At 71.2% G+C, this 21,913-nt stretch carries 20 protein-coding genes and 1 pseudogene; 18 read left to right on the forward strand and 3 right to left on the reverse strand.

Annotated elements, in window-relative coordinates; all coding sequences use genetic code 11:
- A pseudogene (locus GT354_RS06255) lies at positions 1-573 on the forward strand (hypothetical protein); the annotation flags it as partial.
- Positions 574-594: 21 nt separating this feature from the next.
- Here GT354_RS06255 and GT354_RS06260 read toward each other — a convergent pair.
- Positions 595-1,746, reverse strand: a complete 1,152-nt coding sequence (locus GT354_RS06260) for an NADH-quinone oxidoreductase subunit D (RefSeq protein WP_161355175.1) — start codon at positions 1,744-1,746, stop codon at positions 595-597.
- A gap of 69 nt (positions 1,747-1,815) precedes the next feature.
- On the opposite strand from GT354_RS06260, the gene GT354_RS06265 reads away from it, so the two are divergent.
- From GT354_RS06265 to GT354_RS06275, 3 genes are read left to right on the forward strand one after another with little or no spacing between them, the layout of a single operon-like run.
- Positions 1,816-2,313 carry a PH domain-containing protein gene (locus tag GT354_RS06265; RefSeq protein WP_161355176.1) on the forward strand — a complete coding sequence of 166 codons (498 nt, stop codon included), beginning with the start codon at positions 1,816-1,818 and terminating at the stop codon, positions 2,311-2,313.
- The gene (locus GT354_RS06270) at positions 2,310-3,659 is read left to right on the forward strand and encodes a PH domain-containing protein (RefSeq protein ID WP_346011884.1); all 1,350 of its coding nucleotides are present in this window, start codon (positions 2,310-2,312) and stop codon (positions 3,657-3,659) included. Before GT354_RS06265 ends, GT354_RS06270 begins: the two co-directional genes overlap by 4 nt.
- Before the next feature lie 36 nt (positions 3,660-3,695).
- Positions 3,696-4,949 (forward strand): CaiB/BaiF CoA-transferase family protein, encoded by a 1,254-nt coding sequence (locus tag GT354_RS06275; protein ID WP_161355177.1) that lies wholly within the window; start codon positions 3,696-3,698, stop codon positions 4,947-4,949.
- A gap of 64 nt (positions 4,950-5,013) precedes the next feature.
- Here GT354_RS06275 and GT354_RS06280 read toward each other — a convergent pair whose 3' ends face one another.
- Positions 5,014-6,006 (reverse strand): SAM-dependent methyltransferase, encoded by a 993-nt coding sequence (locus GT354_RS06280; RefSeq protein ID WP_161355178.1) that lies wholly within the window; start codon positions 6,004-6,006, stop codon positions 5,014-5,016.
- Between the two features lie 106 nt (positions 6,007-6,112).
- Between GT354_RS06280 and GT354_RS06285 the strand changes: the two genes are divergently transcribed.
- The 3 genes from GT354_RS06285 to GT354_RS06295 all read left to right on the forward strand — a co-directional run bounded on the left by GT354_RS06285 (position 6,113) and on the right by GT354_RS06295 (position 9,330).
- Positions 6,113-7,291 carry a sensor histidine kinase gene (locus GT354_RS06285; RefSeq protein ID WP_161355179.1) on the forward strand — a complete coding sequence of 393 codons (1,179 nt, stop codon included), beginning with the start codon at positions 6,113-6,115 and terminating at the stop codon, positions 7,289-7,291.
- A gap of 117 nt (positions 7,292-7,408) precedes the next feature.
- Complete coding sequence (locus GT354_RS06290) at positions 7,409-8,635, forward strand: sensor histidine kinase (RefSeq protein ID WP_161355180.1); 1,227 nt, start codon at positions 7,409-7,411, stop codon at positions 8,633-8,635.
- Positions 8,632-9,330 (forward strand): response regulator transcription factor, encoded by a 699-nt coding sequence (locus GT354_RS06295; RefSeq protein ID WP_161355181.1) that lies wholly within the window; start codon positions 8,632-8,634, stop codon positions 9,328-9,330. Before GT354_RS06290 ends, GT354_RS06295 begins: the two co-directional genes overlap by 4 nt.
- Before the next feature lie 118 nt (positions 9,331-9,448).
- Here GT354_RS06295 and GT354_RS06300 read toward each other — a convergent pair whose 3' ends face one another.
- The gene (locus GT354_RS06300) at positions 9,449-10,258 is read right to left on the reverse strand and encodes an SDR family NAD(P)-dependent oxidoreductase (RefSeq protein WP_161355183.1); all 810 of its coding nucleotides are present in this window, start codon (positions 10,256-10,258) and stop codon (positions 9,449-9,451) included.
- Between the two features lie 202 nt (positions 10,259-10,460).
- On the opposite strand from GT354_RS06300, the gene GT354_RS06305 reads away from it, so the two are divergent.
- From GT354_RS06305 to GT354_RS06355, 11 genes are all read left to right on the forward strand, one after another.
- Entirely contained in the window at positions 10,461-10,913 is a 453-nt protein-coding gene (locus GT354_RS06305; protein WP_161355184.1) for a 2,4'-dihydroxyacetophenone dioxygenase family protein, read from the forward strand.
- A gap of 33 nt (positions 10,914-10,946) precedes the next feature.
- A complete protein-coding gene (locus GT354_RS06310) occupies positions 10,947-12,116 on the forward strand; it encodes a cytochrome P450 (protein WP_161355185.1) in 1,170 nt (389 codons plus the stop codon).
- 157 nt (positions 12,117-12,273) lie between these two features.
- Entirely contained in the window at positions 12,274-12,708 is a 435-nt protein-coding gene (locus GT354_RS06315) for a hypothetical protein (protein WP_161355187.1), read from the forward strand.
- A gap of 64 nt (positions 12,709-12,772) precedes the next feature.
- On the forward strand, positions 12,773-13,711 hold the full coding sequence (locus GT354_RS06320) for a DUF2520 domain-containing protein (protein WP_161355188.1): 939 nt from the start codon (positions 12,773-12,775) through the stop codon (positions 13,709-13,711).
- Entirely contained in the window at positions 13,708-14,577 is an 870-nt protein-coding gene (gene panC / locus GT354_RS06325) for a pantoate--beta-alanine ligase (RefSeq protein ID WP_161355190.1), read from the forward strand. The genes GT354_RS06320 and panC overlap by 4 nt, the downstream gene beginning before the upstream one ends.
- Positions 14,574-15,005, forward strand: coding sequence for an aspartate 1-decarboxylase (panD, locus tag GT354_RS06330; protein ID WP_161355191.1), 432 nt, complete (start codon positions 14,574-14,576; stop codon positions 15,003-15,005). Before panC ends, panD begins: the two co-directional genes overlap by 4 nt.
- Positions 15,002-16,651, forward strand: a complete 1,650-nt coding sequence (locus tag GT354_RS06335; RefSeq protein WP_161355193.1) for an L-aspartate oxidase — start codon at positions 15,002-15,004, stop codon at positions 16,649-16,651. Before panD ends, GT354_RS06335 begins: the two co-directional genes overlap by 4 nt.
- A complete protein-coding gene (gene nadC, locus GT354_RS06340) occupies positions 16,648-17,538 on the forward strand; it encodes a carboxylating nicotinate-nucleotide diphosphorylase (RefSeq protein WP_161355194.1) in 891 nt (296 codons plus the stop codon). Before GT354_RS06335 ends, nadC begins: the two co-directional genes overlap by 4 nt.
- A gap of 109 nt (positions 17,539-17,647) precedes the next feature.
- Positions 17,648-18,436, forward strand: a complete 789-nt coding sequence (locus GT354_RS06345; protein WP_161355195.1) for a type III pantothenate kinase — start codon at positions 17,648-17,650, stop codon at positions 18,434-18,436.
- Positions 18,437-18,528: 92 nt separating this feature from the next.
- A complete protein-coding gene (locus GT354_RS06350) occupies positions 18,529-19,662 on the forward strand; it encodes a hypothetical protein (protein WP_161355196.1) in 1,134 nt (377 codons plus the stop codon).
- Between the two features lie 524 nt (positions 19,663-20,186).
- The gene (locus tag GT354_RS06355) at positions 20,187-21,896 is read left to right on the forward strand and encodes an LPXTG cell wall anchor domain-containing protein (RefSeq protein ID WP_161355198.1); all 1,710 of its coding nucleotides are present in this window, start codon (positions 20,187-20,189) and stop codon (positions 21,894-21,896) included.
- Positions 21,897-21,913: the final 17 nt, after the last annotated feature.

A 21,913-nucleotide genomic window follows, 5' to 3' on the forward strand; every position in this document is an offset into this window, starting at 1 on the left:
ACCCCCGCCGAGCCCACCGCCGCCGAGCCCACCGCACCCGAGCCGGCGCGCGATGTCGAACCCGTGCCGGCCACCGCGGCCGAGAAGGCCCCCGCGCCGACCTCCGACACCGCCGAGGTGACCCGGATGGTGCAGGACCAGGTGCGCGAGGTGACCCGTCGACTGTCCGGCGTCTCCGGCGCGTTCGACTACTTCTCGCCGCGCGGCGCGGTCGCCGAACCCGAGGCCACCGGTTTCCTGGCCGACGAACTGTTCGGCTCGGAGGCGGGATACGACGCGCTCGTCGCGCGCCGCCCGCACCTGCACGACGAGTTCGAGTTCGAGGACGTGACCGAGGCCCCGGCCGCGGCAGCGGCCGACGACATCGAAGCCGATCGGATCACCGACCCGGTCCACCCACCGGAGCCCGCCCCCGCCGCAGTCGAACACCGCGGCCGCGGCGTGCGCTTCGCGACCTTCGAGTCCGACGCGGCGCACCCCGGCGCCCCGCGTCCCAAGCCGCTCCCGGTCGACCTGACCGCCCATGACGACACCGAGGAAATGCCGCGGATCGACATCCGCAAGCACGCCTGACGGCGGGGGTCGGGGGCGCCGCTACTTGTCGATGTCCCCGACCACGAAGAACAGCGAGCCCAGGATCGCCACCATGTCGGCGATCAGGCAGCCCGGCAACAGCTCGGTCAGCACCTGCACGTTGTTGTACGACGCCGACCGCAGCTTGAGCCGCCACGGCGTCTTCTCGCCGCGCGAGACGAGGTAGTAGCCGTTGAGGCCGAGCGGGTTCTCGGTCCACGCGTAGGTGTGGCCCTCGGGAGCCTTGAGCACCTTGGGCAGGCGCAGGTTCACCGGGCCCTGGGGGAGGTCGTCCAGCCGATCGCAGCACGCGTCGGCGAGGTCGAGGCTCACCCGGACCTGTTCGAGCAGGCACTCGAACCGGGCCAGGCAGTCGCCCTCCTGCCGGGTGACCACGCGCAGTACGTCGGACAGGTCGGCGTAGGCCAGATACGGCTCGTCGCGGCGCAGGTCGAAGTCGACCCCCGACGCCCGGGCGATCGGTCCGCTCACGCCGTAGGCCGCCACCTGGGCCGGCGTCAGCACGCCGACCCCGCGGGTCCGGGCCCGGAAGATCTCGTTGCCCGCGACCAGGTCGTCGAGCACCGGCAACCGCGACCGCACGGCGGCGATCGCGTGCCGGACCCGGCCGATCCAGCCCGCAGGCAGGTCTTCCTTGAGGCCGCCGACCCGGTTGAACATGAAGTGCATCCGGCCGCCGGAGATCTCCTCCATCACGGCCTGGATTTCCTCCCGGTCCCGGAAGGCGTGGAAGATCGGGGTGATCGCTCCCAGTTCCAGCGGATACGAGCCCAGGAACATCAGGTGGTTGAGCACCCGGTTCGCCTCGGCGAGCAGCGTGCGCGCCCACACCGCGCGCGGCGGTACCTCCATGCCGAGCATCCGCTCGACGGCGAGCACCACGCCCAACTCGTTGGAGAACGCGCTCAACCAGTCGTGCCGGTTCGCGAGCATCACGATCTGCCGATAGTCGCGGACCTCGAAGAGTTTCTCCGCGCCGCGATGCATGTAGCCGACGATGGGCTCGGCCGAGACGATCCGCTCACCGTCGAGCACGAGGCGCAGCCGCAGCACACCGTGCGTGGAGGGGTGTTGGGGCCCGATGTTGAGCACCATGTCGGTGGTGTCGAGCTGGTCTGCGCCGATACCGACGCCCACGGTCCTGGCGGTCATGGGCCCGAGTCTGCCAGTAGCGGCGTCCTCCATCGCACGGTTGCGTGCCCACCTGGGAAGGTTGCCGGTATGAAACCGGCCGATGACGCCCTGGCTCCGCCCGATCTCGACTGGCGCTCCGTCTCGGAACACCTGTTCACGATGCGCCGGGCGCTGCTGCTGGGCGCGTGTTTCCTCGTCGCCGTCGCGGGCGGCGGCCCGCTCGGATACTTCGTCGTGTGGTGGGCCGGACTCGCGCTCGCGGCCGGGTGCGCGGTGCTCGGCGGGTGGGGCGTGCGGGCGATTCGGCGCAACCAGCGGTCGTGGCGTTATGCCGAGCGCGAGGACGACCTGTTGATCGAGCACGGCGTGCAGTTTCGCCGGCTGGTCGTGGTGCCCTACGGCCGGATGCAGTTCGTCGACGTCGAGGCCGGTCCGCTGGAGCGCCGATTCAAGATCGCCACCGTCACGCTGCACACCGCGTCCGCGTCCTCCGACGCCGTCGTGCGCGGGTTGCCACCGCAGGAGGCCGCGCGCCTGCGCGATCGGCTCGCGGCGCTCGGCGAGGCCCGATCGGCGGGGCTGTGACCGTCAACAACGGACAGCAGCGCCGGTTGCATCCGCTGACTCCGCCCGCGCGCGGCTGGGTGGTCATCGCGGCGTGCCTGGGTGTGGTGGTGCACAACGTCAATTCCGGGTGGGCGACCCCGAGCCGGTTGCTGATCGGGCTCGCCGTCGTGGTGCCGGTGGCATTCGCGTACGGGTACGTGTCGTGGTGGTTCACCACGTTTCGGGTCGAGGGCGACGATCTGCGGATCGACTCGGGCGTGTTGTTCCGGCGCACCCGGCACGTGCGCCTGTCGCGGCTCCAGGCCGTGGACATCGTGCGGCCGCTCGCGGCCCGCCTGATGGGCCTGGCCGAACTGCAACTCCAGGTCGCGGGTGGCGACAAGGCCGAGGCACGGCTGTCGTTCCTGGGCGAGGCCGACGCGCAGAAGCTGCGCGCCGAGTTGCTCGCGCGCGCGGCCGGGGTGCGACCCGACGTGGGCGAGGCGCCCGAACAGGCCCTGGTGTCGGTGCCGATGTCGGCGGTGGTCGGCTCGGTACTGCTGTCGGTGTCGACGTGGCTGGGGCTGCTGCCGAGCGTGGCCGTGGTGGCCATGGCGATCGGATTCGGCGAACTCGCGATCCTGTTCGCGTTCCTGCCGCTGTTCCTGGCCGCGTGGCAGTTCACCGCGGGCCGGGTGATCAAGAACTTCGACTTCACGGTGGCCCGTTCGCCCGACGGGCTGCGGCTGCAACACGGTCTGCTCGAACAGCGGCACCAGACCGTGCCGCCCGGCCGGGTGCAGGCGGTGCGGATCGTGCAGCCGTTGCTGTGGCGGCTGCCCGGTTGGGTCAAGGTCGAGATCAACGTCGCGGGCTACGGTGGCAAGGACAGCGACGCCAAGGAGACGATTCTGCTCCCGGTCGCGCCGCGCGCGGTCGCGCACGGCCTGCTCGGGCAGATTCTGCCCGGGGTGGACATCGACAGCATCGCGTTGATCCCCGCTCCCCGTCGGGCGAGATGGCACGACCCGATCGCCTGGAAGGTGCTCGCGTACGGTGCGGACGCCGAGGTGTTCGTGTCCCGCCGCGGCCGGTTCCACCGAGTCCTGGACGTCATCCCGCACGCCAAGGTGCAGAGCGTGCGGCGTACCCAGGGCCCGTGGGAGCGCCGACTCGGCCTGGCCAGCGTGCACCTGGACTCGACCCCGGGACCGGTGCACGTGAGCGCCCCTCGCCGGGACGTCGCCGAGGCCGAGGCGATGGTCGCCGAGCAGGCCGAACGTTCGCGCACGGGCCGTCGCGAAGCGGGTGCGGAACGTTGGATCCACAGCGGTTCTGACGCTTCGTCAGGTTCCGCCTCTTCCCTCGGCGAGGGCTCCGGCTAATATCTGACGCACCGTCACATTCGTATGGAGGCAACGATGAGTCAGGTCGAGTCGAAGGGTGGGGCCCCGCTCGCGGGAGTTCGCATCATCGAGTGTTCGATGCTGGGTCCGGCCGCGATCACCTCGTCGTTGGTGGACCTCGGCGCCGAGGTCATCAAGATCGAGCCGCCGCAGGGCGACTACATCCGGGACATGACGTGGCCCATCGTGGAGGGCACGTCGCTGATGCACCTCCACATCAACCGCGGCAAGAAGTCCCTGGTCCTGGATCTGCGCAAGCCCGAGGCGATCGAGACCTTCAAGGAACTGGTCAAGGGCGCCGACGCGGTGATCGAGGCCATGCGCCCGGGCGGTCTCGCCCGTCGCGGCATCGGGTTCGAGGACCTGCGCAAGATCAACCCGAAGATCGTCTTCTGCACGATCTCCGGCTACGGCGCCACCGGCCCCTACCGGGACATGCCCAGCCACGGCGTCGCGTACGACACCTGGGCCGGCGTGGTCAAGCCGGCGATCGACGAGGACGGCTTCCCGTACCTGCCCGAGCACGCCTCGATCGGCATCCACGCCGGCCCGATGTTCGGCGCGCTCGGCGTCCTCGCCGGCATCATCCGCGCCCGCGCGACCGGCGAGGGCGGCGTGATCGACATCGCCCAGTCGGACGCCGCCGCGTCGATGGACTGGCTGCGCAGCGAGACCTGGAAGGCGTACGAGCGCCCCGAGTCCGAGGTCACCGGCAACAAGTCGGACAACTACGAGCGCCGGGCCCCGGGTACCGGCGGCATGGAGAAGGGCGTCCGTTACCAGATCTACGCGACCAAGGACGACAGCTACGTGCTGTTCATGGCGTCCGAGCAGTCGCTGTGGAAGAACTTCTGCGAGGCGGTCGGTCGGGCCGACCTGTTCGAGCGCTGGCCCGGCTCGAAGTACGCGGACCACGCGGTCGGCAACGTCGAGCTGCGCGGGATCCTGCGCGACATCTTCGCCACCCGTACCGCGCGCGAGTGGATCGAGTTCGGCAACGAGGCGAACACCCCGATCGCCCCGGTGAACTCGCCGAAGACGATCGCCGACGACCCGCAGTTCGAGCACCGCTTCCCGTGGTTCGAACAGGAGCAGCTCGGCGTCGCGCAACTGCCCTCGCCGATCAAGTTCGTCGGCGAAACCCTCCCGAGCCCCGACCACGCCCCCACGGTCGGCCAACACAGCGCACAGGTGCTCGCCGACCTGCTGGGCTACGACGAGAGCAAGATCGCCGAACTGCGCGCGGCGGGCGCACTCGGCAACAGCTGACGCACCGCGACGATCCCGGAGTCGAAGGGCCGAGAACCGAGGTTTTCGGCCCGCGACTTCGGGATCATCCGGGTGACCGCGGGCCGCGCGGGAGGAGGGCGGGTACGTCCATGCCCACGCCCTGCACCAGCCAGTGGAAGGCGCCCAGGCCCGACAGGGCGAGCAGTTCACCGGCCTCGCCCGCGTCGCGCAGACCCGCGAGGTAGCCGGTCGGGTCGGTGCGGGCGAGCTCGTACGGCGGGCGCCGGCCGTCGACGCCCAGCGCCTTCAGGGCCTGGCGCTGCGTGGTCACGATCGTGGCGCCCGCTCCCGCGGCGGTGCCCGCCGCGGCGACCGCGTCCGTCGCCACATGGCACGTCACATCGCAGGTGCCGTCCGGAACCGGCGCCACCTGACGCCCTTGCCGATAGCCCGCGAGCGATCCGTACGGCGGGCGCGCGTCGCTCGCGTGCCCGTAGTCGATCGCCACCGCCACCCCGCGCCCGAGTCGCTCGATCGCGCGCGCCCACGCGGCGTCCCTGCTCGCGCCGATCTCCGCCCGGGTGCCCGGCTCGGCCCCCAGCAGCGGCCACCACCGGTCCAGCCAGCGCGCGTCCTCGCCCCGGATCGCGTCGGTGAGCCGCTCGCGCCCCGTGCGCGTTTCCACCTCGACCATGCACGGCACCCCGTGCTCGTCCACCTGCGCGACATCGGCGGGCACGTTGTCCAACCACTCGTTGGCGACCAGCAGTGCGCCGTCGCTCGCGGGAATCTCGGTGCCCCACGCGATCGACGGCGGCAACGCCTCGGGGCGATCGGCGACGTCGACGCCGGACAGTTCCAGGTGCGGCGCGAACCGGCGCAACGCGATCAACAGTTCGCCGCGTCCGGCCCCCACGTCCACCACCGCGGTCAGCCCGGCCGCGGCGGCGAGGTCGGCCAGCGCGCGGGCGAACAGCGGGGAGGCGTGTACCGAGGTGCGGAAATGCCCGGCAGGCCCCTCGGGCCCGCGGTAGAAGCCCTCGGCTCCGTACAGCGCCCGACGGGTGGCTTCCTTCCAGGTCAGCCAGCGTTCCATCGCATCCGACGGTACCGGCCGCGCGAGACTGCCGTGCCGTGAGGTCGGTGTGTACCGATCCGTCCCACCCGCGTGGCGAACGCTTGTGCCCGTCTACCCTCGCTGTGTGCACCATCTGTACGCCTGGCTTCGGCGGCGCCCCCTGCTCGTGGACGGCGCGTGGGCCCTCCTGCTGCTCGGCTTCGGCCTGTTCGAGCTGATCATCGATCAGCCGGGCGATCCGGACGTCGCGCACGTGTTCGCGCTGAGCGCGATGTCCGTCGTGCTGTTGATCCGCCGACGCACACCCACCCTCGCCCTGGTGCTGACCATCGTGGTCGGCCTCGTCCAGCTCTTCGACGACATACCGCCGGGCCTGGAGGCGCTGGTGATGCCCGCGATCGCCTACAGCGCCGCCGCGTACAGCCCGCGCTGGGCCTCGCGCACGGCGCTCGTGGGCAGCGTGCTCGCGCCGATCGCCGCCGTCGTGCGCTGGTGGGACGACCCCGAGGTGGGCGCCACCGGCGTGATCCTGTTCACCGCGCTGTTGATGGGCCCGTTCCTGATCGCGTGGGTGCTCGGCGACTCGATGCGCACCCGGCGCGCGTACTACGTCGAACTGGAGGACCGCGCCGACCGCTTGGAGCGCGAGCGCGACCAGCAGGCGCAGATCGCGGCGGCCGGGGAGCGGGCCCGGATCGCGCGCGAGCTGCACGACGTGGTCGCGCACAACGTCTCGGTGATGGTCGTGCAGGCCGACGGCGCCGCCTACGCCCTCGACACGGCCCCCGAGCGGACCCGCGAGGCGCTCGGCACGATCTCCTCGACCGGCCGCGAAGCGCTCGCCGAGATGCGCCGGCTGCTCGGCGTGCTGCGCTCGCAGAACGAGGGCGGCGCGTTCGTCCCCCAACCGGGCGTCGAGCAACTCGACGACCTCCTGGAGCGGGTGCGCGGCGCGGGCCTGCCGGTCGACCTCACGGTGGAGGGCATCCCCGTCGAGCTGTCCCAGGGCGTCGCGTTGACCGTGTACCGGATCGTCCAGGAGGCGCTGACCAACACCCGCAAGCACGGTGGGCCGAACGTCACGGCCCTGGTCCGACTGCGCTACCTGGGCGAGGACGTCGAACTGGACGTGGGCGACGACGGCCGAGGCGGGGCCGCCCCCGGCGACGGGATGGGGCACGGTCTGGTCGGCATGGGCGAGCGGGTCGCGCTGTTCGGCGGCCGGCTGGAGACCGGACCCCGACCGGGCGGCGGCTGGCAGGTGCGGGCCTGCCTGCCGGCTCGCCCCCGAGACGGAGCCTGAGGCCCGACGGCGGCACCACGGGTGTGCTCGTGGTGCCCGTGGTGCGACTTGTGGCGGAGAGGCGATTCGGCACGTCGGTGGACGCGCCGAGGGCCCGGTGCCACGTAGCGTCGAAGTGTGCAACGAATCTACGCGTGGCTGCGAGCACACCCCTTGTTGGTCGACTCGGTGTGCACGGTTCCGGTGTTCGGCCTGGGACTTCTCCAAGTCGTCTCGGACACCGTCGTCCCCGTGCCGCGCTGGTGGTGGTTGCTGATCGTCACGCTGCTCAGCCTGGGCATGGCGTTGCACCGGGTGCGCCCGATGACCGCGACCGCGCTCGTGGTGATCGGCGGTCTGATGCAACTGATCTGGGACGGCTCGCTCACCGCTGCCAACTACGCCATGATCGTCGCGCTGTACACGGCCGCCAAGTCGGGCCCGCGGTGGCTTTCGCGGGTGGGTCTCGTGACGATCGTGGCGGGGCCGGCGGTCCTGCTCGCGCGCTTCCCGGAATCGGACGACGCCTCCTTCCGCGACAACGTCCTCGGTTTCGGTTTCCTCGTGGTGCTGCTCGCGATCGCCTGGGTGCTGGGCGACTCGATGCGCACTCGACGGGCGTTCTACGCCGAGTTGGAGGAGCGGGCCACTCGGCTGGAGTTCGAGCGCGACCAACAGGCACAGATCGCCGCGGCGGCCGAGCGGGCCCGGATCGCACGCGAGTTGCACGACGTGGTCGCGCACAACGTCTCGGTGATGGTCGTGCAGGCCGACGGCGCGGCGTACGCGATCGACGCGTCGCCGGACAAGGCCCGTGAGGCGCTGGGCACGATCGCGGCGACCGGCCGGGAGGCGCTGGCCGAGATGCGCCGGTTGCTCGGGGTGCTGCGCTCGCAGTCGGAGACCGGCGCGTACGTCCCGCAGCCCGGAGTCGACCAACTCGGCGAGCTGGTCGACCAGGTGCGCACCACCGGCCTCAACGTGGAACTCAGGGTCGAAGGCGTCCCGGTCGAACTGCCGCAGAGCGTCGCGCTCACCGCGTATCGGATCGTCCAGGAGGCCCTGACCAACACCCGCAAACACGCCGGACCCGATGCCACCGCCACCGTCGGCGTCGGCTACGGGGAAGATGGCCTGGAGATGGAGATCAGCGACGACGGGCGGGGCGCCGCGGCGCCGGGCGACGGCATGGGTCATGGGCTGGTCGGCATGCGCGAGCGCGTCGCGATGCTCGGTGGCCGGCTGCGCACCGGACCGAGCGTGGGCGGCGGGTGGTCGGTCACCGCCGTACTGCCCTACGCCGGCCGCCCCGTGGCCGTCTCCGCCCCCGCGCCCACCAGGACGACTCTTCAAGGAGCTCAGTGAGCATCAAGGTGATGCTGGTCGACGACCAGGAATTGCTGCGTACCGGTTTCACCATGGTGCTGCAGGCCCAGCCCGACATGACGGTCGTCGCCGAGGCCGGCGACGGCGTCGAGGCGTTGGACAGATTGCGGCACGTCGACGTGGACGTGGTCCTGATGGACGTGCGCATGCCGCGGATGGACGGCGTGGAGGCGTGCCGACGGATCTGTGCCGAGTCCGGCCCGGACGCGCTCGTGGTGCCCGAGGGGCGCGAGCGGCCCAAGGTCTTGATGCTGACCACGTTCGATCTCGACGAATACGCCTTCGCCGCGCTCAAGGCGGGCGCGAGCGGCTTCCTGCTCAAGGACGTCCCGCCGCCCGAACTGCTGTCCGGCATCCGCGCGGTGGCCTCCGGCGACGCGGTGGTCGCGCCGAGCACCACCAAGCGGCTGCTCGACCGCTTCGCGCCGATCCTGCCCAGCGACCACGAGCCGCGCCCCGACGTCGTGGACGCGCTTACCGAGCGCGAGCTGGAAGTGATGATGCTGGTCGCCCAGGGGTTGTCGAACGCGGAAATCGCGCAGCGGCTGTTCCTGTCGGAGGCCACGATCAAGACCCACGTGGGCCGCATCCTGATGAAGCTCGGCCTGCGCGACCGCGTCCAGGTCGTGGTGCTCGCGTACGAGACGGGCCTGGTCAAGGCACGCGGTCGCTGACGGCCGTCCTCGATCGGTACGGCGGTATCCATCGGTACAGCCGTTTCGATCCGTGTAGCCGTTCGCGATCGGTGCAGCCGGCTCGATCCGTACAGCGGTCTCGACCCGTACAGCCGGCTCAATCCGTGTAGAAACCGCCGTCGGGATGCAGCATCTCGCCCGTGAAGTACGACGACTGGTCGCTCGCGAGGAACAGGGCCGCGTTGGCCACCTCGCGAGCGTTGCCCAGGCGGCCCAGCGGCACGCTCGCGAGCAGTCGCTGCTCCAGTTCGGGCATCCCGCGCACGACCGCGGTCATGTCGGTCTCGATGAAGCCCGGGCCGATCGCGTTGACCCGGATCCCGGCCGGTCCCAGGATCAGCGCGGCCTGCTTGGTCAGCATCCACACGCCGGCCTTGGAAACGGCGTAGGCCGGGGCGCCGGCTCCCGGGTGCTTGGCCGCTATCGAGGCGATCGTGATGATCGAGCCCCGCCGGCCGAGGTCGTGCATGTGCCGGGCGGCGGCCCGTACCGCCAGCAACGTGCCCGTGAGGTTGACGTCGAGCACGTGCTGCCAGTCGGCGAGTGAGCCCTCGGTGAAGCGCCTGATCGGGTCGCGCTCGACCTCGACTTCGCTGCCGGGCCGCCCGCTCACGTAGCCGCCGGTGGAGATCCCGGCGGCGGTGACCAGGACGTCGATCGCGCCGAACATGTCTATCGCGTGCTGCATGACGGTCTCGGTGTCGGTCGGGCTGCTCGCGTCCGTGTGCATGTAGGCGGCCCGTCCGCCGCGTTTTTCCACCGCCGCGATGGTGTCCATCGCGGGTTCGTCCAGGATGTCCGCGATCACCACGTCGGCGCCCTCCTCGGCGAACCGCTCACAGCACGCCCGGCCGATCCCGTTCGCGCCGCCGGTGACCACGGCGACCCTGCCGTCGAGCTGTCCCATGTCCGCTTCCCTTCGCTGCTGTCCGCTCCCTTTCGCCGCAGGCCGCCCGCACAGCGATCGATGGTGTTGCCCATCCCACGTGGCCCTCGAAACTCATCGGACCTTGAGGCATGCTGTTACACCGTTACAGACCTGCCTGTCACGTGTCGCCCACCGGCTGTCGCACGCGGTCCGCGGCCCGTCACCCACCCGGAGGAACCCGATGACCCTCACCGGCCGCCCCGCGATCCACCTCGGCTCCGACGATCTGCCCTTCGTCGAGATCGGCGGGGGCAACAAGCTCAAAGTGCTGTGTGTCAAGGAAGAGGAAGGGCTGTGGATCGTGGAGAACGTCTTCCAGCCCGGCTTCGCCGTCGAGACGCACCGACACACCGGCCCCGTCTACGGATACACCACCTCGGGAGCGTGGAAGTACGTCGAGTACGACTACGTCAACCGCGCCGGCTCCTTCCTGTACGAGCCCGCGGGATCCGTCCACACGCTCACGTGTGTCGAGCCCGACACCCGTGTGTGGTTCCAGATGTACGGCGCCAACCTCAACCTGGACGCCGACGGCACCGTCACCTCCGTCACCGACGGGGCCGGCACGCTGCGCGCGTACTACGCGCTGTGCGAGCAACAGGGCTTCGGCAAGCCGAACGTGCTCGTGGGCTGACGGCCCGACCGATCCCCCGATCCAGGGAGCGTCATGACCACCACCACGCCCGACCTGTACACCCCCGACCTGTACGCGGACGGCCCGCCGCACGAACTCCTCGCCGAACTGCGCCGCACCACGCCCGTGTACTGGCAGGACATCCCCGGGCAGCCCGGCTACTGGGCGATCCTGCGGCACGCCGACGTCGAGTACGTGTCGCAGAACCCGGCGATCTTCTCCGCCGAGGCCGGCGGAATCATCCTTGAAGACCTCGAACCCGAGCGCCTCCAAGCCCTGCGCGGCACGCTGCTGTCGATGGACCCGCCGCGCCATCGCGCGTATCGCAAGCCGCTGGTGAAATCCTTCACCGCGAAGGTCGTCGGCGGCATGGAGGACCGGATCCGGACCATCTGCCGGGAGATCTTCGCCCGGGTGGGCACCGGCGAGGTCGAATTCGTGCACGACGTCACCTCCAGCCTGCCGACCCAGGTCATCGGTGAACTCATGGGCCTGCCACCCGAGGACTGGGACCACATCCACGCGCTCGCCGAACGCAACACCTCCGGCGAGGGCGGCGTCGCGGCCGTCGAGATGGCCCGCTACGCGATCGGATTCGCCGCCCGGCGCCGGGTCGAGGAGCCACGCGAGGACATCACGTCGCTGATCCTGGACGCCGAGTTCGGCGGCAAGGCGATGACCGACGTCGACTTCGGGCTGTTCTTCGTCCAACTCGTGACGGCCGGCAACGACACCACCAAGACCATGCTCTCCGCCGGGCTGCACGCGCTGCTCACCCACCCCGAGCAACTCGCGGCGCTGCGCGCGGACCCCGCCGGCATCCAGGGCGCGGTCGAGGAGATCCTGCGCTGGGCCAATCCACTGCACTACTTCCGGCGCACCGCGACCCGAGACACCGAACTGCGCGGAGTGACGATCAAGGCCGGCGACAAGGTCGCGATGTACTACACGTCCGCGAATCGCGACGAGGAGGTCTTCACCGACCCGCACTCCTTCGACATCACCCGCAGGCCCAATCCGCACCTGTCGTTCGGCTTCGCCGAGCACTTCTGCCTGGGCGTGCACATCGCGCGCCTGGAGGGCCGGGTCTTCTTCGAGGAACTGCTCGCCCACTATCCGACCATCGAGTTGGTGGGTGAGCCCGAACGGCTGCGCTCCAACCTCAACAACGCGCTCACGAGGCTGCCGGTGCGCCTGGGATAGCGCCCGACCCGCCTGGGGCAACCGGCGGGATGCGGGCGCCGCGCATGCCGGTGCGCACAAACGGGGACAGATAAACGGTCGGCTCGGGGAAAGACAAAGCAAGAAGGCGCACCCTTCGCACCCCGTCCCATCGCCAACGGTCTCCGGGAGGCTCCCCGTGGGATGCCCAGAGCTGGTCACACGTGCGGGACGGCGCTGCGCGATCACGATCGCCGCGGTCGGGATCGTCGCGGCAGCCGGCGCGCTCGACACCGCGTCGTCGCGCCCGCCGACACCCGAGCGCAGCAGCGCCGCCCCCGCGACGGCGGGCCCGCTGGACGAGCGTGCCGCCCCCTCGGCGTACTCGCTGCGGACGGAGGGCGGCCCACGCAGTGTGCGGGTCGCCCGGGTGGTCACCGGCACGATGCTGCTGACCGGCCTCGTGCTGACCGCGCTCGGCGCGATCGGCATGCGCGGACCGGAGCTGATCCGCCGCAAGGTCCGCGTGCAGGTGTCCCACCTCGCGGGGGCCACCCGGTATCGATGGTCGCCGCCGGGCGGTCTGCGGCCCAACCTCCCGGCCAACCCGGGGACCGGTCCGCCCGGCGCGTGAGTACCCTGATCGGGCCAGTACTCGTCCGGTACCCGCCGCGGACTGGAACGGAAGGCTCGCTCCCGTGAACAACGACATCAACGCACGTTCGAATCCGCACGGCCGCTCGCCCGACCCCGCCGACCGCCCCGCGCGGCTGCGCGTGGGTGTCGTGGGCACCGGCCGTGTCGGCCCGACCCTCGCCGCCGCGCTCGCCCTCGCCGGGCACCGCGTGGTGGCGGCCTCCGGCGTCTCGGAGGCCTCCCGACGCCGGGCCGAGGACCTTCTCCCCGGCGTCCCGCTGGTGACCCCGCAAGAGGTCATCGCCGCGTCCGACCTCACCCTGCTGACCGTGCCCGACGACGCGCTCGCGTCGCTCGTGGCCGGTCTCGCCGAGACCGGGGCGATCAAAGCCGGTCAACTCCTCGTCCACGCGTCGGGGCGCTACGGCGTCGACATCCTGGAGCCGGCCACCCGCGCCGGCGCGCTGCCGCTCGCGCTGCACCCCGTGATGACCTTCACCGGCTCCACCGTCGACCTCGCCCGCGTGGCCGGCTGCTCCTTCGGCGTCACCTCTCCCGGGGTGTTGCGCCCGGTCGCGGAGGCGCTCGTGGTCGAGATGGGCGGCGAGCCGGAGTGGATCGAGGAAAAGGACCGCGCGCTCTACCACGTGGCCCTGGCCGGTGGCGCGAACCACCTGGTCACCCTCGTCGCGCAGTCGATCGACCTGCTCGAACAGGCCGGCGTCCGCGCCCCGGGCCGGATGCTCGGCCCGCTGCTCGGCGCGGCCCTGGACAACGCCCTGCGGGCCGGCGACCACGCGCTGACCGGACCGGTCGCCCGCGGTGACGCCGGCACCGTGGCCGCGCACGTCGCCGAACTGCGCCGGGTCTCTCCCGAGGCGCTGGCGGCCTACGTGGCGATGGCCCGACTGACCGCGGACCGCGCGCTCAACGCCGGCCTGCTCAAGGCGGAGGCCGCCGAGGCCCTGCTCGACGTACTCGCCGAGGGGGGCCGCAGATGACCGCCGTACAGACCGTCCGGTTGGCCAGGACCGCCGCCGAACTGGCCGCCGCGGGCGCCGACCGCGCGCCGCGCGCGGTCGTGATGACCATGGGCGCGCTGCACGACGGCCACGCGGCGCTGGTCCGGGCCGCCCGCGCCCGGATGGGCGACACCGGGCTCGTCGTGGTCACCGTGTTCGTCAACCCGCTCCAGTTCGGCGCGGGCGAGGACCTCGACCGCTACCCCCGCACCCTGGACGCCGACCTGGAGGTCTGCCGCGAGGCGGGCGCCGACGTCGTGTTCGCCCCCGCGGTGGACGAGGTGTATCCGGGCGGCGAACCGCGCGTACGGGTCACCGCGGGGCCCACCGGCGCCGTCCTGGAGGGCGCCTCCAGACCCGGCCACTTCGACGGCATGCTCACCGTGGTGGCCAAGCTGCTGCACCTGACGGCGCCTCGGGTAGCCTTCTTCGGAGAGAAGGACGCGCAGCAACTCGCGCTGATCCAGCGCATGGTGCGCGATCTGAACTTCCCTGTCGAGATCGTCGGCGTACCCACCGTCCGCGAACCCGACGGACTGGCCCGCTCCAGCCGCAACCGCTTCCTCTCGCCGGCCGACCGCGACCTCGCGCTGTCGATCCGCCGGGCCCTTCGGGCCGGGGAGGACGAGAGCGCGCACGGCGCGGACGCGGTTCGAGCCGCCGCCGCCGAGGTGTTGGCCGACGCCCTCGTACCCGACTACGTCGAACTCGTCGACCCCGACGACTTCACCCCGGTGCCCGCGACCCACCACGGCCCGGCGATCCTTGCGATCGCGGCCAAGGTCGGCAGCACCCGGCTCATCGACAACACCCGCCTGAAGATCACGGGAGTCCCCCGGTCATGATGCGCACGATGTTCAAGTCCAAGATCCACCGCGCGACGATCACGCAGGCGGACCTCCACTACGTCGGATCCATCACCATCGACGAGGATCTGCTCGAAGCCGCCGACATCCTGCCGGGCGAGCTCGTGCACGTCGTCGACATCGACAACGGCGCCCGTCTGGAGACCTACACGATCGCGGGGCCGCGCGGCACCGGCGTGATCGGTATCAACGGCGCCGCGGCACGTCTCGTCCACACCGGCGACCTCGTGATCATCATCGCGTACGCCCAGGTCACCGACGCCGAGGCGCGGGCGATGAAGCCCAATGTGGTGTTCGTCGACGCCGACAACCGGATCACCGGCACCGGTGACGACCCCGCCGAGGCGCTGCCCGGCGGCCGGACCGTGCGCGGCGATCGGGTCGTGGGCGCTCGGACCGCGCAATGAGTACGCACGCACTGCCCGCGCGCCTGGCCGCCCCCGCCCCGGGGTGGACCGTGCGCGCGGATGTCATCGTGGTCGGCTCCGGTGTCGCCGGACTGACCGTGGCCCTGCGCGCGCGCCGCGCCGGGCGGGTCCTGCTCGTCACCAAGGCACTGCTCGACGAGGGCTCCACCCGCTGGGCCCAGGGCGGGATAGCGGCCGCGCTGGGGGAGGGGGACACCCCCGAACAGCACCTGCGCGACACGCTCGTGGCCGGGGCCGGGCTGTGCGACGAGGAGGCCGTGCGCGTCCTGGTCACCGAGGGCCCCGACGCGGTGCGCCGACTGATCGACACCGGCGCCGAGTTCGACCGCGGCCCCGACGGCGACGTGCTGCTCACGCGCGAGGGCGGCCACCTGCGCAACCGGATCGCGCACGCCGGGGGCGACGCGACGGGCGCGGAGATATCGCGCGCCCTGGTCGCCGCGGTGCGGGCCGCCCCCGACATCGAGGTGATCGAGAACGCGCTCGTGCTCGACCTGCTCAAGGACGCGAGCGGTCGCGCGTGCGGGGTCACGCTGCACGTCATGGGCGAGGGCGCGCGCGACGGCGTCGGCGCTGCCGCGGGGCGGGCCGTCGTACTGGCCACCGGCGGCATGGGCCAGGTGTTCTCGTCCACCACGAATCCGTCGGTGTCCACCGGCGACGGGGTCGCGCTCGCGCTGCGGGGTGGGGCCGAGGTCACCGACCTGGAGTTCCTGCAGTTCCACCCCACCGTGCTGTGGCTGGGCGCGGGGGCCGAGGGGCAGCAGCCGCTGGTGTCCGAGGCGGTGCGCGGCGAGGGCGCCCACCTCGTGGACGCCGAGGGGATCCGGTTCATGACGGGCCGGCACCCGCTCGGCGAACTGGCCCCGCGCGACATCGTGGCCAAGGGCATCCTGCGCCGGATGGTCGAGACCGGCACCGAGCACATGTACCTCGACGGCCGGCACTTCGGCCCCGACATGTGGAAGCAGCGCTTCCCGACCATTTTGGCCGCGTGCCGCGCGCACGGCATCGACCCGATCACCGAGCCGATCCCGGTGGCGCCCGCCGCGCACCACGCGAGCGGAGGGGTGCGTACCGACCTGCACGGACGCACCGGCGTGCCCGGTCTGTACGCGTGCGGCGAGGTCGCCTGCACCGGTGTGCACGGCGCCAATCGGCTCGCCTCCAACTCGCTCCTGGAGGGCCTGGTCTTCGCCGAGCGGATCGCGGCCGACCTGGCGCGGGACATGCCGGCCTTCAGTGAACCGGTCGCCCCGAGCGGGCCCGCCGGGCTGCTCGACCCGGCGGTACGGCTGACACTGCAACGCTCGATGACCGCGGGCGCGGGCGTCCTGCGCGGCGCCGACAGCCTCGTCGGCGCGTCCGCCGCGCTCGACGAACTGGCCGGGCACACGAGCTCCGACCCGTGCACGCAGACGTGGGAGACCACCAACCTGCACCTCGTGGCGAGCGCGCTCACCCGGGCCGCGCTGCTGCGCGAGGAGACCCGCGGCTGCCACTGGCGCGAGGACCATCCCGAGGCCGATGACGTCGCGTGGCGGGGAAACCTCGTCACGTCGCTGCGCGACGGCGTCCTGCACGTCGCCTATCAGGCTCACAAACCCAAGGAGTCGACCGCGTGAGTATCGCCCAGCTGTCCGCCGACCTCACCGCTCGCCTGTCCCGGGCCGGGCTCGACCCGGCCGCCGTCGCGGCTCTCGTCGCCGCGGCCGTCGCCGAGGACCTCGACGGCGGCGTGGACGTCACGTCGGTGGCCACCGTGCCCGAAGACGCGCGCGGCCACGCCGAGTTCGCCGCCCGCGAGGCCGGCGTGGTGGCGGGCATCCCGGTCGCCGAGGCCGTGCTCGAAGTCGTCTGCGGCCCCGACCTGACGATCACGCGGCACGTGTCGGACGGCGACGCGGTGACCCGCGGCACCGTCCTGTTCACCGTCGACGCGAGTACCCGCAGCCTGCTCACCGCCGAGCGCGTCTCGCTCAACCTGCTCAGTCGACTGTCCGGCGTCGCCACCGCCACGCGCGCGTGGGCCGACGCGATCGCGGGCACCGGCGCGGCCGTTCGCGACACCCGCAAGACCACGCCGGGGCTGCGCGCGCTGGAGAAGTACGCGGTGCGCTGCGGCAGCGGGGTCAACCACCGGATGTCGCTGTCGGACGCGGCGATGGTCAAGGACAATCACGTGGTCGCCGCCGGCGGCGTCGCCGAGGCGTTCAAGGCGGTGCGCGCTGCGTTCCCCGACGTGCCGGTGGAGGTCGAGGTGGACCACCTCGAACAGATCCCGCCGGTCCTGGACGCGGGCGCCGACCTGATCCTGCTCGACAACATGACGCCTCGTCAGATGCGGGACGCGGTCGTCCTCGTGGCGGGTCGGGCCCGTCTGGAGGCCAGTGGCGGGCTCACCCTGGAGAGCGCGCGCGAGGTCGCGGAGACCGGCGTGGACTACCTCGCGGTCGGCGCACTGACCCACTCCGCACCGATCCTGGACATCGGCGTGGACCTGCGCGCCTGAGCGACCGGTACGGTTCACCGGATCAGCTCTCCCCAACCCTGCCAACCCGACCCCGCCAAGCCGCGCTCCGTCCCCCACGGCCCGAGCCAGAACACCAAGGACGCCCACGATGTTGCTCACCATCGACGTCGGTAACTCGCATACCGTGCTCGGCCTGTTCGACGGTGACGAGATCGTCGAGCACTGGCGCATCTCGACCGAGGCTCGGCGTACCGCGGACGAACTCGCGGTCGTCCTCGCCGGCTTGCTCGGTCGACACCAGCTGATCGGCGCGAACGCCATCGACGGGATCGCGATCTGCTCGACCGTGCCCTCGGTGCTGCACGAGATGCGCGACATGGTCCGGCGCTACTACGGCGACATCCCCACGGTCGTGGTCGAACCGGGCGTCAAGACGGGCGTGCCCGTGCTGATGGACAACCCCAAGGAAGTCGGCACCGACCGGATCATCAACGCGCTCGCGGCGGTCAAGCTCTACGGCGGCCCGTGCGTGGTGGTCGACTTCGGCACCGCGACCACGTTCGACGCGGTCAGCACCAAGGGCGAGTACGTGGGCGGCGCGATCGCCCCCGGCATCGAGATCTCGGTGGACGCGCTCGGCGCCCGCGGCGCGCAACTGCGCAAGATCGAGCTGATGCGCCCGCGCAGCGTGATCGGCAAGAGCACGGTCGAGGCCATGCAGGCCGGCATCCTGTACGGCTTCGCGGGCCAGGTCGACGGCGTGGTCAAACGGATGGCGGCCGAACTGTCCCCGGACGACCCGGACGCGGTCACCGTGGTCGCCACCGGCGGACTCGCGACGCTGGTGCTCGGCGAGGCGTCGGTGATCGACGTACACGAACCGTGGTTGACGCTGATCGGACTGCGGATGGTCTACGAGCGTAACGCCGCTGTGTGACCACAAGCGGAAACACAAGCATCAAATAAGCCGGATCGTCCCTTTCGGCACATACAGTGCGTGCTATGCCGACGCCACATGGTGATCAAGGGATGGCTTTCAGCGCGAGCGAGGTACAGGTGCTCCGCCGCGCACTGACCGTCGCGTTGCGCGAGGGCCGCGACTCGGTCGACTTCTGGCTCCTGGGCCGGGCGATCGGCGAGGCGCAGGACGAGCGCGAGCGGCTACGCGCGTTCATGGCCGCCGAGTTGCGCCGCTACCGCGCCGCACTGCCGGGCACCGCGTCGTCGTTCCTGTCCTGCCTGCGCGGCGCGCTGGACGAGGTCGCCTACGTACCCTCGGCGGAGGACCTGGCCGCGCTCCGCAGCGCGGTCGACCTCCCGTGCGGCGAACGCGAACGAGCGAGCCGAGCCGCCCTGTTGCACCGCTGCACGCGCCTGGCCGAAATCGCCCTGGAGCAACGCCTCACTGCCCGAGCCCGCCGCCGAGCCGCCGCGAAGGCAGCCCGGGCAACCACCCGGGACCCGTTGGACATCCTCATCCCGGGCCGCCCGAAACCACTGCCGAGGCGAGCACCTTCGGCAATCGAGGCGACACCCGTCGCGGAACCCGCCGCGACCGCGACCGCGACCACCACCGCCACCGAGACCGAGACCGAGACGGAGCCGACACCCGCGCCCGATTTCACCCCGGTCATCGAATTCGCCCCGAATCCGGCCGAGTTCCGAGCCGCGGCATCGGATTCGAGAACAACGGAACCGGAGAATCGCCCCCTCGAACCGACCATTCCCGAGCACGCGTCAACCGACGAACCCATCGCCGAAGAATCCGCCGACCACAAACCGGTCGCCGAAGAACAGGCCGCCGACGAACAAGCCGCCGAAGAACAATCGGCCGCGGCAGAACCCGTCGACCCGAACACCCCCGACCCGGAAGCCGTCGAGCCACACCCCTCCGGCGAGCCGGCCCCCACGCCGGAACCCACAGCCGAGCAACCGACAACCGCCACCGAAACAGCGCGCGAGAAACAGACGGACACCAACGAGGCGGCGGACACCGCTTCCCTGTACTCGCCTTCCCCCGAGGGAATCCGCCAGGACCACACCGCCGTGGGCCCCCCGCGCCCCACCGGGGAAACCCTCTCCCCGGTGATCCCCCACCGCCGCCAAGGTCGCACCCTGGGCCAACTCCCGGTTCCGGAAATCCTCCAGACCGGCACCGGCTGATCCCACCGGAGATCTTTCCAAATCGACAAGGAAACAGCTTCCGTGTCGTCGGTCGGTTCCGAGTTCGCGTCGTCGACGGATTCAAACGCACCGAGGCCGTTTTGTGATTCACCTCGCCTGGAAACAGCGGCAACCAACCAATACGCTGAGCGAGCTTTTACAGATCCTTGGGGGGATCCTTGACGTTGCTTGCTCCTTCGCCTGCTCGCGGCCGCGTTTTCATCGCGAGCGTCGCGACGGCGGAAGGCTTGAGCCCACACGCATGTCGGCTCGTACCGATCGACCGTGTGAACGATTCCGCTCCGCTTCATCCGACCCGGCGCTGATCGAAGGCCGAAGCCACCGGATGGCCGCACGGCCCCGGTTCGCACTTCTCGATTGATTCGTCCGGTTCACCACGCCGCTCCCGACGTGGTGCTCGTCGCCGCCTCGACGCGGCAACCGTCCCGTCGAATGGACCTTTCGCTCGCCCGCCGACGTTTCATTCGGCGCCCCTCGCCTTTTTCCCGCTCCGGAAAGAATTCATGACCTTCATACGCCTGACCCCTACGCGCGCCTCGGCCCTTGCCGCCGGTACGGCCGCCGCACTGCTTCTCGGCCCCGGTGCGTTGTCGGCAGTGGCCGACACCCCCGCCGAGACATATCTCTGGCTCGACTCGCGGGACACGTATACGGCCATCCCCGGCAAGGATCGGACGTACCCGATCGACATCGAGAACTACGGCCCCGCCATCGTGAAGGATCTTGTCGTCACGATCGACACGTCCGGCCTCCAAGGGGTGACCTCGGTGGGGTTCCCTTCGCAGTGCACGGTCAAGGCCACCGTGGCGACCTGCCGGGTCGGTGAGGTCAAGGTGTACGACCCCGCGTCGGGAGCGCCCAAGCCGACGCTCGACCTCAAGTTCCACACGGACGCGGCAACCAAGCCCGGTACCAAGGGCAAGTTGAAGTACAGCGCGACCGCCTCGAACGCGACAGTGCGGGTCGACCTCCCGAGTTACGGCGCCGAGATCGTGGTCGACAGCGGCTACGACCTCGTGGCCAGGCAACTGCCCGACCGCACGGTGATCCCGGGCGCCGCAGTGGACATGCCGGGATCGTTCACCAATTCCGGAGACCAGGCGACCAAGGGCATCGTGGTCTTCATGGACGCACGGCCGGGCCTCGCTTTCGCGCAGCGCTACCGGAACTGCGTCTACTTCCCTCCCGTGGCACTCGGCGGCGAGGAAGCCATGTGCCGCTTCGACGACGTCGATGCCAAGCCGGGTGAGACGTACGCCTTCGACAAGGCGGTTCCGCTACGCGCCTCCGCGGACTTGATCCGGGGCTCGGCGGGAGTGTCGTTCCACGCGGCGAACGACAGCGCCGTCGCGTACCGGCTGGAAGCGGCCGCAAAGGGCAAGTCCGGTACCGAGGGCACTCTCGCGCTCGTCAAGCAGCAGTCGAACGGCTCGTTGCGCACGACGACCGACCTCGACGACCAGGACAACGGCACGGACTTCTCGGCGCACAGCACGCTCAAGGCGGACTTCGCGGCCGTCGGCGCCACGGCGAGCGGCAAGCAGGGGCAGACGGTGAAGGTTCGCCCGGGCATCGAGAACCGCGGGCCCGGCCGGATCGACGACTACATGGGCGACCCGAGCTGGTCCGTCAAGATGGCGGTACCCGAAGGCGCGACCGTGACCAAGGTCCCCAAGGACTGCCGTCTCTCCGAGGGTGACGAGCAGAACTACCCCGGCGAGCCGATGTACCCCGGGTTCGACGCCAAGGGCCGTCCCGCGTACGTATGCGCCTGGAGCGGCGAGGCCGGCGCGTACAAGCCCGGCGCCAAGGGCTTCTTCGAGTTCGAGATGAAGATCGACAAGGTCGTCCCCGACGCCACCGGCATGCTCCAGAGCAGCGCGGTGGACGACAACCGCGCCGACGACGTCGCTCAGGTCGTGCTCAACTCCACCAAGCCCGAGCCGGGCGCGACCACCGGTGGCACCGCCGCGACCGGGGGTTCGGCCGCGAGTGCCGGGTCCGCCGCGAGCGCCGGGGGCGCGAGTGCGGGCGGTGCCGGGACCGCCGGGGCCGTGCAGACCGGTGGGGCCACCGGTCCCGAGCTGGCGAACACCGGTTCCGACTCCTCCTCGACCGCGCTGATCGCCGGTGGGGCGGTGGCGCTGTTCGCGCTCGGCGGGGGCGCGTTCCTCGTCGTGCGTCGGCGTAAGGGCGCGGGCCCGGCGGTCTGATCGATCGGATGGTCGAC

This window comes from Streptomyces sp. SID3343, assembly GCF_009865215.1.
Classification (GTDB): Bacteria; Actinomycetota; Actinomycetes; order Streptomycetales; family Streptomycetaceae; genus Embleya.

Coding starts and splice junctions, on each gene's coding strand:
- panC (WP_161355190.1), top strand. CDS start 13,708: ATGACCGCCGTACAGACCGTCCGGTTGGCCAGGACCGCCGCCGAACTG.
- GT354_RS06345 (WP_161355195.1), top strand. CDS start 17,648: ATGTTGCTCACCATCGACGTCGGTAACTCGCATACCGTGCTCGGCCTG.
- GT354_RS06335 (WP_161355193.1), top strand. CDS start 15,002: ATGAGTACGCACGCACTGCCCGCGCGCCTGGCCGCCCCCGCCCCGGGG.
- GT354_RS06260 (WP_161355175.1), bottom strand. CDS start 1,746: ATGACCGCCAGGACCGTGGGCGTCGGTATCGGCGCAGACCAGCTCGAC.
- GT354_RS06305 (WP_161355184.1), top strand. CDS start 10,461: ATGACCCTCACCGGCCGCCCCGCGATCCACCTCGGCTCCGACGATCTG.
- GT354_RS06300 (WP_161355183.1), bottom strand. CDS start 10,258: ATGGGACAGCTCGACGGCAGGGTCGCCGTGGTCACCGGCGGCGCGAAC.
- GT354_RS06275 (WP_161355177.1), top strand. CDS start 3,696: ATGAGTCAGGTCGAGTCGAAGGGTGGGGCCCCGCTCGCGGGAGTTCGC.
- panD (WP_161355191.1), top strand. CDS start 14,574: ATGATGCGCACGATGTTCAAGTCCAAGATCCACCGCGCGACGATCACG.
- GT354_RS06310 (WP_161355185.1), top strand. CDS start 10,947: ATGACCACCACCACGCCCGACCTGTACACCCCCGACCTGTACGCGGAC.
- GT354_RS06265 (WP_161355176.1), top strand. CDS start 1,816: ATGAAACCGGCCGATGACGCCCTGGCTCCGCCCGATCTCGACTGGCGC.
- GT354_RS06350 (WP_161355196.1), top strand. CDS start 18,529: ATGGCTTTCAGCGCGAGCGAGGTACAGGTGCTCCGCCGCGCACTGACC.
- GT354_RS06280 (WP_161355178.1), bottom strand. CDS start 6,006: ATGGAACGCTGGCTGACCTGGAAGGAAGCCACCCGTCGGGCGCTGTAC.
- GT354_RS06355 (WP_161355198.1), top strand. CDS start 20,187: ATGACCTTCATACGCCTGACCCCTACGCGCGCCTCGGCCCTTGCCGCC.